Below are 16,471 nucleotides of genomic sequence, written 5' to 3'. Positions count from 1 at the left end.
CATTTTGTGATCTCCATTGCTTCAACAGGCTCAGACTGAGCAAGTAATCAATAGATTTTCGTTGCATATGTATGTGCTCCTTTGAAATAAAAATGGTTCACCTATAGGGCAAGCCGATAGATATAAAACTTAGAATAAATTCTTAAGGCTAATGGTCTTTTCTATGGTAATACTAGGATCGCTTACTAAGGTAGCAGTCAGTACAAGAGCTTTGTTGCTAGATCCACTACTTCTTCCGGCTTTTATGGTTACACTATTTCCTGTGCTGGCTGTCACGCCCCCCATGATCGGAGTTGAATCATCTTGATTTCGTAAGCTCCACTCCACCGACTGGTCAAACACTTCTGTTCCATGATCATAGATATGACTGACGTATGAGGCACTCTGGCCTGTTTTTAGAACTGAATTGCCAGTAATGGCTATCGAATAGATATGCGTTCCTGTTTCGACAACTCTCATTTCAATGGTGCTTTGTACTGCCGGGTGATACGTTAACCTCGCAGTGATACTTGCTTGTCCCAAAACGATGCCCATAACCTGTCCATGCTGGTCTACGCTAATTATACTCGGATCACTGGATGTATAGGTAATCGTCGGATTGGCTATCTCATTCCCATTATCCGTAGCAGTTACATTCAACGGTATTGTTTCGTTTAGAGGTACATGAGCTATCGTCCCCTGATGTATATGTAATGAGTATGTGTGAGCAGTCTCGTACTTCCATTTGTCCGCAATGTTATTTTCCACGTCATCATAAGCTGTATTTATGCTATCTAATGTGCAGCTTAACAGGATGATGCCATTTAGGATACGATCCATTCCCACTATTTTAAACGGCTGATGAGTCATATAAAATCGTTGACTTAATCTAATACCCCTCGTATCTGCGTTGTCCTGTACAGTAACCATAATGTTTCCATCTGGCATGGAGATAACTTTACCTGTTTCCGTTGAAACGTTCTGGCTTCTACCACAGCATCAAACCATTTTACTTGTCCATCCCAGTTTAAAGCTAGCCGTTGATTACACTTTTTCATTCTGCCTCGACAAGACTGTTCATTTCGATCCACCTGACTGGTGATCAGATAGCGTTCATCACGATAATCCACGCTATCTCCTGTATGTAAGGGTGTTGCTGCTCGAATAATTTTTTCATCGGTCATTTGAATATTATTTGTCGCATCCTGGATCAGACCAAGCTGTCTTACACCTTTTATGTGTACAAGCTCGCCTTTCTCTCGCAGGAAGAAATCTATCATCGGCTCTAGGCTCCTTGTCACTCCTCCACCTCCAAACCAAAATCCTGCTTGCATTGATACAGGTACAACTCCATATAATCGCTCCATTTCTTCATGTCCAAAATAATAAAAACATCCTTGCTAATTCGAATATAGCAGTTCGACAGCAATAAAGATTCCAATGGACAGAAAGCTCGATATGTCGTCTCTAGTATGTAACCATCTTCAAATGAAAAGCTTTTGCGATAAGGTTGCACATCTGCCATAATCAACTGGACAGGAATGAATTCAGCATCTAAAATTTCCAGCTTCGTATCATAGAACATTAATCTGTCCCTACCTTGATTTTAGGTAGAGGAAGAGCAAGCAGGATACTTGCCGGAATCCCTGTTTCGTATGTAACTGATCGTTCACCTTCCTGCTTATTTGTTAAGCCAACTGAATCCCTATTCTTATAGAGATATGCGGCATAATCAACCATGACATGATCGTATTCCACAGGCAGTGTTACCACATTACAATAGCCAAAAATATTACTCCTCGCTTTATTCAAATAGTGGATCAGGATATCATCCTTGGATATGTCTGTTGATTCCATACTCAATAATCGCTTCATCAAATTCATTAAATCACTCATGTACTGTCTCCTGTTCCTCCTTTACTTGTGCTTGTCGGTACGTTTCATATTCTTGACAGTTTGAGCTTTCGTTACAGGTTCATCTTCTTCAGTCTCATCTGGTTGCGGTTCCTCTACTTGCTCATAATGCCCACTAGACTGTAACCGCAGCATTAACTCCTGATCTGTGACTTCCCATGTGCAGCCTGTCTCTTGATTCAAAAACCACATCTTATCACCCTCCAAAAATGAAATTAAGGGTATCCAAAACGGACACCCTAAACGTGTTTCTTCTATTATAATGTGTTCTCATATCATCCACTTTCAATTAAGATTTATTGGCTGTGAGTACAGCGAGAGCTTCCGGCTTGATACATTTAGCTCCGAATACCTGCAATCCTTTCACTGCATCTGAAAATTGCTTCTCTGGTCTGAAGGCTTCCACCGAATCCACTTGCCCAGCAAACGAAATCGCACTCTTATGACCTGCGATGATTTTATACTTAGCTCCTGCGGTATTTGGCACATTGTTGGATTTATAGACCGTCATGCCATCAATATCTCCGACATAACCTGTACGGATAATATTCGGGTCTTTGGTAAAGCGTGCATCCTTCAAAAGCAAGCCATAATACCAAGCGGGAACCACCACAAAGCGTTCGCTTTCTGGTACATTGTTTTCATCCAGCAGCACGCCAAGATCAATCAGCAAATCATAGGCTGTATCTTTCGTTGGAATAACAGGCGTTGTATCATTGCCAATCGTGTTCTCTGCTTTAACCTCCGTATAAAATCCAGCAAGATACTGATCCACTACATTGGCCAGTCCATAGGAAGCTTCCACAATTCCACCATCCAGCAGATTCACATTCGCTTGAGCAGCATCGACATCATCGACTTGAAAATTGAAATACTTCGCCTGATCAATCACCAACGTCTTTTGCGTAGCATCCAGTTCCTGTGGATTACCGATCCCTGCAACTTTATCATAGTTACCAATTGTTACTGCCCCAATCGAATTAATTTTCACGGTGGAGCCTTGGCCTTGAATCTCACCTTCATAATCGGTGTTGACCACATTTCCGTATACGAGATTCTTTTTCAGACTCTCATTTAAACGTGCGCTCCAAATTGTAGGAATAAAATTCTGTACTGTCATATCTATTCACCTTGTCCTTTTCGTTTATTATTATTTGTTTTGCAATGCTTGTTTGACTTGATCCCAATTCTGGTTAATCTCGTTGGGAGACATTTCTTTAATCGAATCCAATGTAAATGTACTACTCGTTGAACTAGCTGGGGGCGTATATCCATCCCCTTTGAGTCGTTGCTCGACTTGCTGTTGTATAGCTAGTTGCAACGATTGTTCCAACATAGTTAACTTAGCTGTCGTTGTGTCTTCATCCGCACCAATAAAAAAATCCACTAAAGGGAGTGGAAGTTTCTTCTCAGATGCTATTTTTACCGCTTGACTGGTTAACCGTTCACGTTGCTTCTCTAGCTTCATATTCTCCACTTCGGCTCGTAGCTTCTCGACTTCGATTTCTTTCTCATCTTTAGCCGGAAATCGCTTCTTAATCTCCGCATTCAATAGATTCTCTAGATGATTCGCTTTCCACGTTTCCAAGGATTTAGCTGATCGTTTGTCCACTGTGCTATCGAACCAACTTTTTGCTTGCTGATTAGATTGGATATATTGCTCTATCCCTTCTACGCTATACGGATTCAAACCCTGAAGATACGTTTGCCATTCCTCATTCGTTTGGTTTTCCTCAATCAACTGCTTCACTTGTTCTAATTTCATTCTCGTTAATCTCCTTTATTGCCCATCCGACTCCACAGAACCGAACACGCTTATGTATGTTTGAGCCGTTTAATGTCATGCTTAGGACAGGAATGTAACGCTTTAGAAATCACAAAAACGAGGAACAGGTACGAACACCCCAACTCCCCACTTTTGCCTATTTTTCATCCTTTGTTTATGCGGATTTTGGATAGTCTAAAGCGTAACACTGAACCTGTTGGGATCGAGCTTCCGAACACCTATATGTATGTTGAATTTGTTTACGTCATATCTGCTACAATGATGTTACGCATTAGAAATCGCAAAAATGAGAAATAGGTACAAACATACTGTTCCCACATTTTGGGTTGTTTTTCCCCCTTAGTTTATTGGTTTCTTGATAGCCTAAAGCGTAACATCGAGCCTGCTTTTTCTCATCTGGCGCATCCGTAACTTCGACTTTTCGTTCGCGCTCTTATCTCTGCATTTCTCACAATATTTCTGCCGGTTTGAATTTGCTGAAAAAGTAGCCTTACATTTCTGACAGTTCACCCTCGGTTGCGCTGTTTTAAATTCAGATTCTACATTCCGCTCAGACTTATATTCTCGTTCCAGCTTCTCATCTGTTGGCAACACTCCTTGTTCAAAATAGGTACAACGGGGCAGGTCATCATTTTGACTAAAGAATGTACATAGACCATCCTGTAAACAGCAATAATTGGAGATACCATGCTTCGCTCCGAGATAACACGCACAATTATTCTTAACCAGCCGCCTGATGCTATTTTTATTCTGCATTTGATACCTCCTTATTCGTAGCAATTAATCGTTGCTGCTCCGTATGAAATTTATTGAATTCCAGCTTCGGATTCTCCACAAATGGAAGCAATGTAAGCAACGTTTCCTGAGAGACCACTTCTTTCAGTTTCACAATCACATCAGCCATCCCAACCAAATCTGTCGGCAAGTTACGAGTAAACTTCACCGCGATATCACGGTAATCATATTGCACACCTTCTTTAATGTGCAGAAAGGTAAAGAAATTCCGTAAACGCTGCTTGATTGCCTTTTCCATTAAGGCTTCACGCATTGCTACTCGATTCTCCAAATTCAGCAGCTTGTTTCTCAGAGCTAAGGAAGATGTATTGCTGGCCCAATTCTCATTAAAATTAACCTGATCCATCATGTCAAAGATTTTTCGTTCAATATTGTCCAATTCATTCTTCACAAAAGAATCGTTAATCTCCTTCGTAAGCCAGCTTACCTTTCCTCCAGCGGGAACCTGAATAATCCCCATCTTCTTCATATTCAATAAGTCTTCTGCTTCCAGCTTGGCATTCTCGATCACAAGATAGGCGTTGCGATGATCTGCAATTTCATTGACCAAATCGGAATTCAGCGCATTATAGGCATCAAATAAAGAAATCACATCATGGAAGCCGCTTTTCCTCTCCGTATTGGCTGGACAGGAGATAAGTGGGACTCTTCCAAAGATGTGATTATGTTTGCCGATATATTTTAATTCAGGTGCTTGGTTTTGCTTACTCTGATTAGGTTTACTATCGCTGCCGATTGTATAGTGTAGAATCTCATGGTCGGTATACACGTCCAAATACACTTGCTTATCGAATCGACGGGTAAATTTATGTAAGCCAAGTAATACATTTCGTTCTGCTGTTCCGTCTTCCAGTACATAGGCATTCAAAGGAGATAGCACCGTGGCTGAAAACTGGCCATCCGAATCAATGTAGTTCAACTCAAAGCTCTCGCCAAAAATTTCGGATTGTTTCCGAAGTTGCAAATTATGCTCCTTGTCCCAATGGTTCATATGTACATCTATATTATGTATGGCTTCATCCTGATCTGACTTGGACACATAGTTCACTGGCTTACCGAGCAGGTAGCCAACTTCATTATCCACGAACTTACGTGGGAAATTGAAAATGAGCTTTTGATTGCTTCGGCTTTCTTGCATCGCATAGTTCTTGAGAATAGCATGCTGACCACTATAGTAATCTGCATATTTCTGTTTAACTAATGTAATCGAGTGGAGTTCATTTAGACACTCTAATACGATTTGTTCCGTAATTTGCAAATACATGCTTCCTTTCAAAATAGGTTAAGTAATTGTTGCTTGAATAAAGAAAAGAACCACCTTTACTGGGTAGTTCCTTGTTGAATTAACGTGTCCCCGTTAGTTGAATTTCCTTTCACCGTTGATACTCTGCTTAAGTGAAGTATGGGAAGTGATCGCGCATAAAATGAGTTAACGCATCCTTCAAATTTCTATGCTGTTTCTTATATTGGAACAAGATGGCCAAGGTAAGCACAGTTTCATAGTCCTCGATAGTAATAGTCCAGAACGGTGGTTCCTCAGGGTTATAACTAAATTCACTAACGATGCCATATGCTACACCTAGCTTGTCAATCCTCTCGTGTAGGATCTGATAGATCTCACCACTCAATTGATGAATATCACTCTGTTCCAGAGCCTTCTCCTCATTCCAGCCGTCCATAGAATATTAACCTCCTTACATACCCGTGATTAAGCCAAACGGGGACTATAACAAACATCTATTGGCATCGATATACTATTACAAGCTCGTCAACTATCGTTTCCAATTAGTGTAATAAGAAAAAATCACTTTATACAACTGTATTACTTATAACCTTCAGAAAACCGTTCTTTTCAGCGGTATAAATTAACTCTTCAATGGATCGATTTGCGGTATCGCTAAATAAGTACCACTCATCTTTGGATACGTCATGAATCAAAATCTCTGGGTATCCTGTTAAAGGTTCAGATGGAAAAGAACGAAATAAAGAATAAACATCAAAACGAACTAAGCTGTTCCCTTTTGGGTCTAGAAAATCATATTGTGCATTTTTATAATAGGACCCAAGTGTGTCACTAGTACCTCTCCAAGAGTAGTCTGCAGGTGCTTCGACCTTTTTACCTTTGTTTTTTACAAAAGTATTATAGATCGTTTTGTTATATGCATTTCCATTAATCTGCTGAACTACGCCGCCCAAAGTCATATGGTATTCATGTTGTAATGCTTTTACTTGTACACCATCTATAAACAATGGCTCAGTATTAACAGCTACTGCAAAGTTGCTGTAATTGACATTGCATCCAAACGTCTCTGCAATAAAACGAAGTGGAACAAATATGCGCTTATTTTTCATGTATGGTTTTACATCAAGCAGCATCTTTTTACCGTTCTTCACCGCTGTACTACTGTTCAGTGTTAACATTACTTTCATATCGATTTTAGTGAGAATAACCTTTGAATTGGACCATTCGACCCTAGCTCCCAAATTTTCACTAATGACACGTAGAGGTATCATTGTACGTTTGTTCTTAATTTCGGGCTTCACATCGGATGCAATAGCAACACCATTAACTTTGATTTGACTTTCTGCTGCATAAGTAGTTGACGATGAAATAAATAAAAAGATTACAAGAAAAAACCCAAAGAATGCTTTTTTCATAAATGATAGCTCCCTTTTTGGTTAAATTTGTTGCACAGTAACTCCCCTCCATATTAAGACGCTATTGGATAAAATTTGTTGCGTTTTCCTACTCGTTAGCTTACCGAGGTCGGATCAAAATAATGAATGAATATCTAGCAGAAGCTTCAAAATAACAAGCTGCGATCATAAAATTTTAGACTCTTGACCGACTGAATCAATTGGACAGCCCCATATAAACTGTCTGGCGCGTCATCATATGTACAATTGCGATTGTAGTCCTTCACCTGATGATTGTATCTGAGGTTATCTGCATTGAACAGAATATGTCCCTTCTTGATTTCCGGTTCCAAGCTAATAATACGTTCATGCTTCTGCCCTTTTGAATGCACACTTTCTACAGGTGTATGTATCTTCGCTTTCCATAACTCTTCTTCAAATTTCTGCTTCATATAGCTTTGTGCTTGATTCACTTCAAAACCCAGTTTATCTACAGGGTAAAGCTTCAATTTTTCAATGGCTACTTGAAACAAATCATCCGGCAACAGTTTATAGATATTGCCATCGATCACGTACATCTGCTTCGTTTTCCGATGCTGCCCAATAATCGAAACCGCAGAATAGTCGTTCTTCTTCCCTGCTTTGATGGCTGGATCAATATACATGGCAAGTTCCATGTCCTCAAATTCAGGCAACCTATCCCAATGCTTGAGATTCTGAAATATGTATTCGTCTGTTGAACGCGGATCGTTTTGTAATTCTTTATAGAAACTTTTCTCGCCCATCGCTTGCTTCTTGCACATCAAATAATAATAGTCCAAATACTCGCTCCACAGGATTTCCGTACCCTCCAGCATTTCCTCCTCATTCGCCATAAAAAAGGACAAGGCCGTATTAATCCTATCCTCATCCGGCAAATTATTATACATTCGTTCCCACTCTGACCATAGATCATCACGCTCTGAAAACTGTAGTACAGCTGCTTTACGAACACTTCTCACACCTGGAATTTTACCCTTGAGCAGATCAGCCATAATGTCCTCTTCGTTGAGAATGGTTCCACAGATCAGGATATTCGTATCCCTTGTGCCAATAGGCAGAATGACATCCGTAAACGTATTTTTAATTTGTTCTCGCTTGGCTTCGGAGCGAGCCGTATCCTCCTTGAGCAAATCATCCATTAGAACCAAAGTAGGACGATGATGCTTATAGTGAATACCTCTCAAACTACCATCTATACCACGAATCATAATACATGAGTCCAGTCCACCTTTACTCTTGAGCCATATTTCGTTGTTGTTCCAGCGGCTCCCTTTTCGAATCCCAAAATCCTTAATCAGCATCGTATTCGTTTCTAGCTCATCTTTAATCATATCGAGGAACGGAAGAGCAATTTGTTCTGTCGCAGATATAATCAATGTAAACTGCGATTTATCATATAGTGTGGCATACAGCGGAAATAAAAAAGAACTGATCGTGGACTTTCCATGCTCCCTTGGGAGTCCGAAAGCCGTAATCAGTCCTGTATTTGCAAGCATATGTCTTAATTCCGTGAATAGCTCTTTGTGAAACTTGCCGAATACTCGATCAAAGTATTTAGGAAAATAGGCCAATGCAAAAAATTCAATGTCCATCTCACCAATAAGCTTGCGCAGTTCAGAGAAAGAGAACATTTCGATCAGTTGTTTCATTTTCGGTGGTTTAAAATGCTTCTCCATATACTGCTTAAGCAGTTCAGCTTGTCGCTGCTCTTCTTGCTTTATTGTTTCAATGGGTATAACTCCTTTCTCATATTCACTATAAAATCATCACAAAAATTTCTGCGCCCTTTGCTGGCGACTCCGTTTATCTACATAGAAGAACCCCTCCATCCACGACAAAAAGAGTGGCTTCTCACCACTCGATATTTGCCAAAGCTTCAGCCATATCCTGCTGTGTTGTTAGGGTATAAATATTGGTTGTGGCTACGTGATCATGTCCAAAGATTTGCTGGATGGTCGTCAATGGAGTCGTTTTGACCAGCTTATAGCCAAGTGTATGTCTCAGCATATGGGGCGTGACCTTTACGTTGACTCGATCCCCGTATTTGTTCAAAATCAGGTTGATCGCATTTCGTTCCAATGCTCCACGCTGCCCCATACATAGATATTCTGATTCCACTTTTGGCCTAATTTCAAGATATCGAGTAATGGCTTTCCGCACATCCTTATTTAATGGTATATTTCGTATGGAATTCCCCTTACCAAGCACCTTCAATAATCCTTTGCGTTCGCTTATTTCTATGTCCTTCAGCTTGATACCAACCAATTCGCTTACTCGTATGCCAGTCCCAATCAATAATTCAATCATACAAATGTGCATCCGATTGCCCATACGATGAATTTCATTTCTCAACTTCCACAAATCCTTTTCCGCTAACCCTTTGTATTGCCGAACCACCTTGTTCCTGACTGCTTCGATATGTATCTCTTCCCTAATATAGCCTTGCTGGTGCATCCACTGAGCAAATACGTTGATACTGGCGATCTTACGGTTGATGGTCAGTATCGCTTGGTTGGTGCTTTGCAGATGCTTCTTATACTCTACCCCATCCAATTCAATCCACTTGTCCAGCCCATACTCCGTCTTGCCCCGATACCAAGCTATGAACTGTAATACGTCCCGAATATAGCAGGAAACCGTATTTTCACTCCGATCCTTGCTCCGTAAATGCGCTTCAAACCCTTGAATATACTCCATATTCGCCCCCACCCTTCGCTTTGTGTGTCACATCATACCGTTGATGTGGGGCAAAGTCCACTCCATACATAACTTATCTTATGCACTGAATTCGGGTAATTTACAGGCTCATTCAGGGCTGAAACTGACGTTTATCTATACAAATACTGACGGCATAACGTTATGGCTGCGAATTATCCGACTCTTTGTATCCATCCTCCATCTCTACTGATTCTTCGATAGCTTCATAATCGGCATATACTACATCGGCTTCAATCATATCCAAAAATAGCTGCTTGCGTTCCTGTTCCAGTGCTTTCGTATTCACCACCAGCTCACGGCGATCATTCCACTCGTTGGGTGCGCGATTCTTTAAGTAGAAGATCATCGCTGTCGGATTGGGAGGCTGATACCGTTTCACTTTTTCGATGCGCGTCTTCTTTTTTCCATTTTTGTCCTCTTCAATGATCGTTTTTATTTCTTCATATTCATACCCCGTAGCAGCTTTCAAAAGTGAATTTTCCACGTGAGATATAGGGACAGATCTGCTCCATTTGACTAGTTCAGCCAGCATCGGATGTTTATCTATATACTCGTACCAAGTCGTTTTACCTATATCGAGTTTCTTGATAATGTCCTCTGCATTCACGCCTTCTTTGAACCATTGCTGGATTTCCGCTAACCGAGGATATACATGGGTTTCCCACTTAGTTGGGCGTTCCAATACTTCTGCAAATTTGGGATGCTTCCTGCGATAGTCGCCTAATGTCCAGATATGAATGTTTAGTCGCCTAGCAATCTCTTCATCTGTGGCTCCTTCACGTACCCAAACGGGAATATCCTTCAGCCTTGGCACAACAAATTGATCATACTTGGTCAGTATCTTAGGCTTGTTTCTTTTTGGTTTTTCATTAAATTTACTCATCTTATGCTTACCTCCAGCATGAAAAAAAGCCTATGCGAATGTGCATAGACTTCTGTTTTTTAAGTTACCTTTCCTCAACAGGCTGCAGCTCAGGGAATTTCCGTTGAAAGGTTTTAAATAACACATACTTTTGCAAACCTTTGGACTGATGCACGGCTTGTTGTGCCAGTTTTAATGCTTCTGTATGATGATTTGATTTCAACTCCAATTCGGAAAGAAGCGCGCTTTTCATCCAAGACGTTGGAATGTCGTGAATGATTTTATGAGCTTTCATATTATTCTCTTCTTCCATACACACGATAGCTCGATAGTAATTTTTATATGCCAGTGGTTTGATCAATTCGATTTCTTCTTTAACCGTCAAAATTTCTTTTTTATAGAAAGCAAAAACGGTTTTATATAACGCTTGTTTGTGAATTCCTTTATACTTTTGGAGCAATAGTCGAGTTGAGTCTTCTACTTCTTCATCGATTTCATTGGCTAGAGCATAAAATAGATGGTATTCTGGTTTATTCTTACGCGACATTAAAAACTTCTCTATTCTCTTCAAATTAGAATCCCATAATACAGTAAAAAGAATAGGAACATATAGTACGAGAAACATCAGGATAAAAATGATTATAAAAGCTAACACATTATTAATATGTAAATGATCCACAATCATCCACATGACAATGACAAATACAAATACGACAAGATTTCTTATATTCCAGATCATGTAGCTTCCCCTTTTCATGCTGTTGAACATGTTGATTTGTCTTATCAGAGTTAATTCAACAAATTTGAATGTAATTCCTTCTTTTCCCTATAAGTAGTAGCTATATGACCAGCACGAAAATAGGGAACAGCCAACTATCAGCCATTCCCCATATGTATCAGCTTACCCTTCTAACTCAGCCTCGTAAAATAACTCAATATCCTCAATCACCTTCTGAATCAACTCGTTGTCCTCCTGAGCCTCCTCACCCCTTAGCACATTTACCTTTTCAGCTTGCATGCCCTTTAGACCATATTCACTTTTGTCTTACCCAATTGAATCACCCTTTCAGTTTAGTCAGCACATGATACCTCTGACCTTGCCGACTCAGCAACAACTTCTTGATAGTCATACTGATTACCGTAGCGAACCAAATAGTTGTATAATATTGTATAATGGGGTTCATTAAATACTAATCAATATAGAAAGGGGAAACTGACCTATGCTCAAAAGAATAAATATATTTCCAATTCTTAAATATGCGTGTGCTGCTGCCGTTGTTATCACGTCCCTTTTTTCACTTGCTTATCCTGGTAATAACCGACTCGCATCCTTATTTACACAGCTTTTTCTCAGCCTCATGTTTTTATTTTCTGGCATCTCCGAGTTTAAGACAAATCGAAAAACGTATGCCATAGTTAGCTTCAGTGTTTCCTTGTTCGCTGCAATTGTATTTATATCTACACTTTTATTGAGAAAAGGTTAACTACGCATTCTCTAATTCTGGCTCAGCAACTACTTCTTGATAGCTATATTGCTTACCATCCCGAATCAGATAAACGCCGTTATCGCTGCCAATATGAGAAATATATCGACTTACAATCACATCTACATACTTAGGATCAAGCTCACTCGTATAACAAATCCGATCCGTTTCCTCACAAGCAATCAACGTTGAACCTGAACCACCAAATGGATCAAACACAATATCACCAAACTTACTGGAATTTTTAATTGGATAGCTAATCAAGGGAATCGGCTTCATCGTGGGATGATACTCATTGCGGAAAGGACGATCAAATTGCCATAATGTTGTTTGCTTCCGATCACTGTTCCAGTAGTGTCCACTTGTCGGCTTCCAACCGTACAATACAGGTTCGTGCATCCAGTGATAATCTTGTCTACCCATAACCATCGCTTGCTTTGCCCAGATGCAGCATTGTGCCAGCTTGAATCCAGCTTCAATAAATGCCTTTCTAAAATTCAAACCTTCACTATCTGCGTGGAACACATAAATACTTGCCCCGTCATCTGCTACCTCAAACATTTGAGTATAGGCAGCAAATAGAAAATCATAAAATTGGTTATTGTCCATCTTATCGTTCTCAATTTTCAATGCATCCTTCGTTTTGCCCGTATAGTCGACATTATAAGGTGGATCAGTTACAATAAGCTGTGCCTTCTTGCCATCCATCAATGTTGCGATATCCTGCGGATTAGTCGAGTCACCGCATATGAGCCTATGCTTACCAAGTAACCAGATGTCACCTTTACGAGTGATCGGATGTTCAGACAATGCATCTTCTACATCAAAATTATCTTCATCATCGGATGTTTCTTCATGTAATGTATCCAGCAACTTCTCACACTCACTCATATCAAATTCAGTTAAAGAAAGATCATAATCAGCCAGTTTTAATTCTTCCATTTCCTGCGCCAACAATTCAAAATTCCAATCTGCATACTCAGCAGTTTTGTTATCAGCGATTCTGAAGGCTTTGACCTGTTCAGGCGTTAAATCATCCACCAGTATCGTTGGAACTTGCTTTAACCCAAGCTTCTTAGCTGCTAACAGACGAGTATGACCTGCTATGATTTCATGATTACTGTCTATCAAAATCGGATTCTTAAATCCATAACTCTGAATACTGGTTGCTACATAATCTACAGCTTTCTCATTATTTCTGGCATTTTTTATGTACGGAATTAACATTTCTACGTTTACGAATTTGATTTCCAATCCACTTGATCCCCCTTTCTAAACTCGTTTTTAAAAAGGCTGCAACCCAAAGCCATGTGTAAAACACACCAATTGCAGTAATAAATCGTAATATTTCTATGGTTATTGCTTGTAGCATTAATAACAATCTTGTTGCTCCTCTCTAAATGTAAAAAGAAACCCTAGCTCATAGCCAGAATTTCCGTGTAATCTAATTTGTAATTGTAAATTTGCTCATTGTGTCACGTGACACATTTTACTCAAGTCCTCAATTCGTGTAGTTTAAAATTTTGCAAATAGCAGTCAGTATTCAACAAGGTAAAATTCAATATGAAATACGAAAATTTTAAAGCGATAAATACAACCAATTAATAATATGACTCTGAATTGTCCATGAATCCTACCAAGTCAATGTATGATCTATACGTGGGATAGGGGAAACTAAAACCGCGATAAAACCACTTCGCTACGCTTCGTAAACGGTAGTATCGCCTGCCTCCGTTTCCCCTCCCACACCCAGCCCCTTTGCGGCATATTATAAATACTTTGTTCGCAAATTTCTATCTTTCCCTATCTCTAAAAAACGGTTGATTTCATTGCCTTTTCTATCCTCTGGACGGCAAATCATGGATATATGTTATATATAGCATTACTCCACAATATGCTGTCCAAGATTAAAAAAATCCTTATATGTACTACCTTTTTGACAGTATCGAAAATAAGAAAAAATTGATTTTTTTGTTACAACCGACTATCCCTTAAATTTACTAACTAACCAATATCGCTTCCCTTTATGGGGATTGTTGCTTCCATCTTCTAACTTTTTTCGGTTATCTGGAAAACTACCAATCGCATATTTAAATTGATTCGATTGGAGGTAGGACTGTAATTGGCTAATATCCTTTTGTAATCTACCTCGATAATCCTTGATATCAAATTTTTCAATGACTTGTTTTTGACCGTCTTTATATATTCTTTTACCTACTATTGTTTCTAAATAGCTACATAATTCTTCTTTCTCAAATAGTTTCTCAATCAACGTGATTTTATTTTTATGTAATAAGTTCGAAATGTACATCATATAAGCATCACTTGCTTTTCTTCCTCCAGTTTCTTCTCTATACTCATTCGTTTCCCTATTGCGATCCAGCATATCCTTAATCCGATTCCTCGTTGCTACAGCTTGAAGATATTTAACTCTGGAAACTGTCTTCTTCGATTTATATTTGCCATCACTTGTTGCGTTGTCTTTGTAATTAGATTGCCTCGAAAATTTACCCACTAGCTTTTTCCATTCTTCAACCCCACCATGAATAAAAGCATCTGCTTCATCCAGTTTCTTCTGGACTGATCTCAAGTAATTATTCAAATCTCGATTGCTTCGATTCAGTAACACTACATGTACCTTATCCTGGTCATTCTTGAATCTCTTTCGCCCAATACACTGTAGCATCATATCCACATCAAATATATCGCACACAATTAATCTAATTTGCTCATCCTTCAAATCAAAACCATTATCAAGCACCGTCGTGGTGAATAGATATTTACAGTCAAACCTATTTTGCTTGATCATGGACTCCACTTGATCATCATCTACATATTTGAGATATTTTTTATTTTTGCTACTCTTACTACATACGAATAGTGAATCGTCATACTTCATATGAAGCTCAAAAGCCTTTTGGATCGTGTCTTCAAAATATATAATTTTATCGTTAGCTTTATTGAATTTGCGCTCAATCCATTTTTCTATTGCATAAAAGCCTGTGTAGAAGGATAACGATGCAATCTGATTGAATTTTATTGGAATGGAGTACGTCCATATTTTATTACCTTTTTGTTTGAGCTTACGCCTATATTGATCCTTGATATAAGAGAATAACACATGACCAGTTGCGGACATAAAAATTCTAATTTGAGACTGTAAACCGAGTATAGCTTGAAGGGAATCATCGGCATTATCATTAAATCCACTGTCCGTAGTAAAGTAATGCGACTCATCACACACAATATATTTATAGGGAGAAAAATCGTACTCTTTCCCTTCGTTAAGCTGATTTTCAATCGTTTGATATAATTCCACTTTGATTCTTGAGAATATTGAATTGTCGATAGCTTCTTTATTCTGATCGTACAGATTCTTCCGATTGACTAGGGTGTGTCTTCAAACTGCTTAACAAAGCTTAAATAGGTTAAATAAAGTAGATGAGTACACGATACGAAATCCAAGATCAACAATGGCGGCTAATTCAAAAGCTGTTTCCACCCGAACGTAAACCACAAGGAGGACGTCCCGCTGTGGACAATCGATGGATGTTAAATGCCATGCTTTGGGTCGCTCGTTCGGGTGCCCCATGGCGGGATCTACCAGACACCTTTCCCCATTGGAAATCGGTATATACTCGCTTTCGGCGCTGGCAGAAAGCAGGGATTTGGGATAAGGTTCTAGAGCATGTTTCGCTTGATCTCGACGAAGAAAGCATAATGATTGATGCCACGATCGTGCGGGTCCATCAGCATGGATCAGGCGCAAAAGGGGGCAAGACAAGCAAGCAATCGGACGATCCCGAGGGGGACTAAGCACGAAAATTCATGCCGTGGTTGATGCGTTGGGAAATCCACTTCGTTTCGAATTGACGGGAGGACAGGCCCATGATTCTGTCCAGGGATACGAAATACTCCAAACCATTGAACTAACCATGAAGTAAGTCTTAGCTGACCGGGCGTATGACACCAACGCTATCCGATCTCTTTTGAAAGAGCATGAAGCGATCCCGGTGATCCCAGGGAAGAAAAATCGGCGGGTGAAACCGAAATACGACCACGATCTCTACAAAGAGCGTCATTTGGTGGAATGCTTTTTTAACAAGGTGAAAAAATATCGTCGACTTGCTACTCGCTATGATAAATTAGCCTGCACTTTCCAGGCTTTTTTAACGCTGGCTTCCATTCTCGTATGGCTTGCTTAGGTTTGAAGACACGCCCTAGTCCGTGATAAGATTCCACAGATTATTGAAG

At 39.6% G+C, this 16,471-nt stretch carries 18 protein-coding genes and 1 pseudogene; 2 read left to right on the top strand and 17 right to left on the bottom strand.

Translation table 11 applies throughout. From position 1 onward, the window contains the following. Positions 1 to 129: 129 nt before the first annotated feature. From WA407_RS19105 to WA407_RS19035, 15 genes are all read right to left on the bottom strand, one after another. Positions 130 to 927 (bottom strand): hypothetical protein, encoded by a 798-nt coding sequence (locus WA407_RS19105; RefSeq protein WP_336078136.1) that lies wholly within the window; start codon positions 925 to 927, stop codon positions 130 to 132. Further along, on the bottom strand, positions 864 to 1,280 hold the full coding sequence (locus tag WA407_RS19100; RefSeq protein ID WP_336078135.1) for a hypothetical protein: 417 nt from the start codon (positions 1,278 to 1,280) through the stop codon (positions 864 to 866). The genes WA407_RS19105 and WA407_RS19100 overlap by 64 nt, the downstream gene beginning before the upstream one ends. Next, positions 1,277 to 1,564 (bottom strand): hypothetical protein, encoded by a 288-nt coding sequence (locus WA407_RS19095; RefSeq protein ID WP_322157805.1) that lies wholly within the window; start codon positions 1,562 to 1,564, stop codon positions 1,277 to 1,279. The genes WA407_RS19100 and WA407_RS19095 overlap by 4 nt, the downstream gene beginning before the upstream one ends. After that, entirely contained in the window at positions 1,564 to 1,875 is a 312-nt protein-coding gene (locus tag WA407_RS19090) for a phage head-tail connector protein (RefSeq protein ID WP_322157806.1), read from the bottom strand. The genes WA407_RS19095 and WA407_RS19090 overlap by 1 nt, the downstream gene beginning before the upstream one ends. 21 nt (positions 1,876 to 1,896) lie before the next feature. Next, positions 1,897 to 2,085 (bottom strand): hypothetical protein, encoded by a 189-nt coding sequence (locus WA407_RS19085; protein WP_336078134.1) that lies wholly within the window; start codon positions 2,083 to 2,085, stop codon positions 1,897 to 1,899. A gap of 97 nt (positions 2,086 to 2,182) precedes the next feature. After that, positions 2,183 to 3,013, bottom strand: coding sequence for a P22 coat protein - protein 5 domain protein (locus WA407_RS19080; protein ID WP_336078133.1), 831 nt, complete (start codon positions 3,011 to 3,013; stop codon positions 2,183 to 2,185). Positions 3,014 to 3,043: 30 nt separating this feature from the next. Next, the gene (locus WA407_RS19075; protein WP_336078132.1) at positions 3,044 to 3,658 is read right to left on the bottom strand and encodes a DUF4355 domain-containing protein; all 615 of its coding nucleotides are present in this window, start codon (positions 3,656 to 3,658) and stop codon (positions 3,044 to 3,046) included. Positions 3,659 to 4,042: 384 nt separating this feature from the next. After that, positions 4,043 to 4,435: a hypothetical protein gene (locus WA407_RS19070; RefSeq protein WP_336078131.1), complete on the bottom strand. Its 393-nt coding sequence runs from the start codon at positions 4,433 to 4,435 to the stop codon at positions 4,043 to 4,045. Beyond that, positions 4,425 to 5,732, bottom strand: coding sequence for a phage portal protein (locus WA407_RS19065; protein WP_336078130.1), 1,308 nt, complete (start codon positions 5,730 to 5,732; stop codon positions 4,425 to 4,427). Before WA407_RS19065 ends, WA407_RS19070 begins: the two co-directional genes overlap by 11 nt. Positions 5,733 to 5,865: 133 nt before the next feature. Beyond that, positions 5,866 to 6,153 carry a hypothetical protein gene (locus WA407_RS19060; protein WP_336078129.1) on the bottom strand — a complete coding sequence of 96 codons (288 nt, stop codon included), beginning with the start codon at positions 6,151 to 6,153 and terminating at the stop codon, positions 5,866 to 5,868. Positions 6,154 to 6,283: 130 nt separating this feature from the next. After that, positions 6,284 to 7,132, bottom strand: coding sequence for a copper amine oxidase N-terminal domain-containing protein (locus WA407_RS19055; protein WP_336078128.1), 849 nt, complete (start codon positions 7,130 to 7,132; stop codon positions 6,284 to 6,286). A gap of 146 nt (positions 7,133 to 7,278) precedes the next feature. Continuing rightward, entirely contained in the window at positions 7,279 to 8,829 is a 1,551-nt protein-coding gene (gene terL / locus WA407_RS19050; protein ID WP_336078127.1) for a phage terminase large subunit, read from the bottom strand. A gap of 175 nt (positions 8,830 to 9,004) precedes the next feature. Then, a complete protein-coding gene (locus WA407_RS19045) occupies positions 9,005 to 9,850 on the bottom strand; it encodes a tyrosine-type recombinase/integrase (protein ID WP_336078126.1) in 846 nt (281 codons plus the stop codon). A gap of 160 nt (positions 9,851 to 10,010) precedes the next feature. Beyond that, positions 10,011 to 10,754: a transposase gene (locus tag WA407_RS19040; protein WP_336078125.1), complete on the bottom strand. Its 744-nt coding sequence runs from the start codon at positions 10,752 to 10,754 to the stop codon at positions 10,011 to 10,013. A gap of 64 nt (positions 10,755 to 10,818) precedes the next feature. After that, the gene (locus WA407_RS19035) at positions 10,819 to 11,472 is read right to left on the bottom strand and encodes a hypothetical protein (protein WP_336078124.1); all 654 of its coding nucleotides are present in this window, start codon (positions 11,470 to 11,472) and stop codon (positions 10,819 to 10,821) included. Between the two features lie 481 nt (positions 11,473 to 11,953). On the opposite strand from WA407_RS19035, the gene WA407_RS26775 reads away from it, so the two are divergent. Beyond that, complete coding sequence (locus WA407_RS26775; RefSeq protein ID WP_442952043.1) at positions 11,954 to 12,217, top strand: DUF3953 domain-containing protein; 264 nt, start codon at positions 11,954 to 11,956, stop codon at positions 12,215 to 12,217. On the opposite strand, the gene WA407_RS19030 is transcribed toward WA407_RS26775, so the two are convergent. Further along, complete coding sequence (locus tag WA407_RS19030) at positions 12,218 to 13,471, bottom strand: DNA modification methylase (protein ID WP_336078123.1); 1,254 nt, start codon at positions 13,469 to 13,471, stop codon at positions 12,218 to 12,220. 730 nt (positions 13,472 to 14,201) lie between these two features. Continuing rightward, complete coding sequence (locus WA407_RS19025; protein ID WP_336078122.1) at positions 14,202 to 15,536, bottom strand: DNA/RNA helicase; 1,335 nt, start codon at positions 15,534 to 15,536, stop codon at positions 14,202 to 14,204. Between the two features lie 122 nt (positions 15,537 to 15,658). Between WA407_RS19025 and WA407_RS19020 the strand changes: the two are divergent. After that, positions 15,659 to 16,422 (top strand): annotated as a pseudogene (locus WA407_RS19020) (IS5 family transposase). Positions 16,423 to 16,471: the final 49 nt, after the last annotated feature.

It is taken from the genome of Paenibacillus sp. 203, assembly GCF_037027525.1.
Lineage (GTDB): Bacteria > Bacillota > Bacilli > Paenibacillales > Paenibacillaceae > Paenibacillus > Paenibacillus polymyxa_B.
The sequence above is the reverse complement of the archived record's forward strand: the minus strand, read 5'-3'. Positions and strand labels throughout refer to the sequence as shown.

Excerpts from the sequence above, each read along its gene's own strand:
- WA407_RS19045 (WP_336078126.1), bottom strand. The coding sequence starts at position 9,850 with ATGGAGTATATTCAAGGGTTTGAAGCGCATTTACGGAGCAAGGATCGG.
- WA407_RS19075 (WP_336078132.1), bottom strand. The coding sequence starts at position 3,658 with ATGAAATTAGAACAAGTGAAGCAGTTGATTGAGGAAAACCAAACGAAT.
- WA407_RS19080 (WP_336078133.1), bottom strand. The coding sequence starts at position 3,013 with ATGACAGTACAGAATTTTATTCCTACAATTTGGAGCGCACGTTTAAAT.
- WA407_RS26775 (WP_442952043.1), top strand. The coding sequence starts at position 11,954 with ATGCTCAAAAGAATAAATATATTTCCAATTCTTAAATATGCGTGTGCT.
- WA407_RS19090 (WP_322157806.1), bottom strand. The coding sequence starts at position 1,875 with ATGAGTGATTTAATGAATTTGATGAAGCGATTATTGAGTATGGAATCA.
- WA407_RS19055 (WP_336078128.1), bottom strand. The coding sequence starts at position 7,132 with ATGAAAAAAGCATTCTTTGGGTTTTTTCTTGTAATCTTTTTATTTATT.
- WA407_RS19095 (WP_322157805.1), bottom strand. The coding sequence starts at position 1,564 with ATGTTCTATGATACGAAGCTGGAAATTTTAGATGCTGAATTCATTCCT.
- terL (WP_336078127.1), bottom strand. The coding sequence starts at position 8,829 with ATGGAGAAGCATTTTAAACCACCGAAAATGAAACAACTGATCGAAATG.
- WA407_RS19105 (WP_336078136.1), bottom strand. The coding sequence starts at position 927 with ATGCCAGATGGAAACATTATGGTTACTGTACAGGACAACGCAGATACG.
- WA407_RS19040 (WP_336078125.1), bottom strand. The coding sequence starts at position 10,754 with ATGAGTAAATTTAATGAAAAACCAAAAAGAAACAAGCCTAAGATACTG.
- WA407_RS19085 (WP_336078134.1), bottom strand. The coding sequence starts at position 2,085 with ATGTGGTTTTTGAATCAAGAGACAGGCTGCACATGGGAAGTCACAGAT.
- WA407_RS19060 (WP_336078129.1), bottom strand. The coding sequence starts at position 6,153 with ATGGACGGCTGGAATGAGGAGAAGGCTCTGGAACAGAGTGATATTCAT.
- WA407_RS19035 (WP_336078124.1), bottom strand. The coding sequence starts at position 11,472 with ATGATCTGGAATATAAGAAATCTTGTCGTATTTGTATTTGTCATTGTC.
- WA407_RS19070 (WP_336078131.1), bottom strand. The coding sequence starts at position 4,435 with ATGCAGAATAAAAATAGCATCAGGCGGCTGGTTAAGAATAATTGTGCG.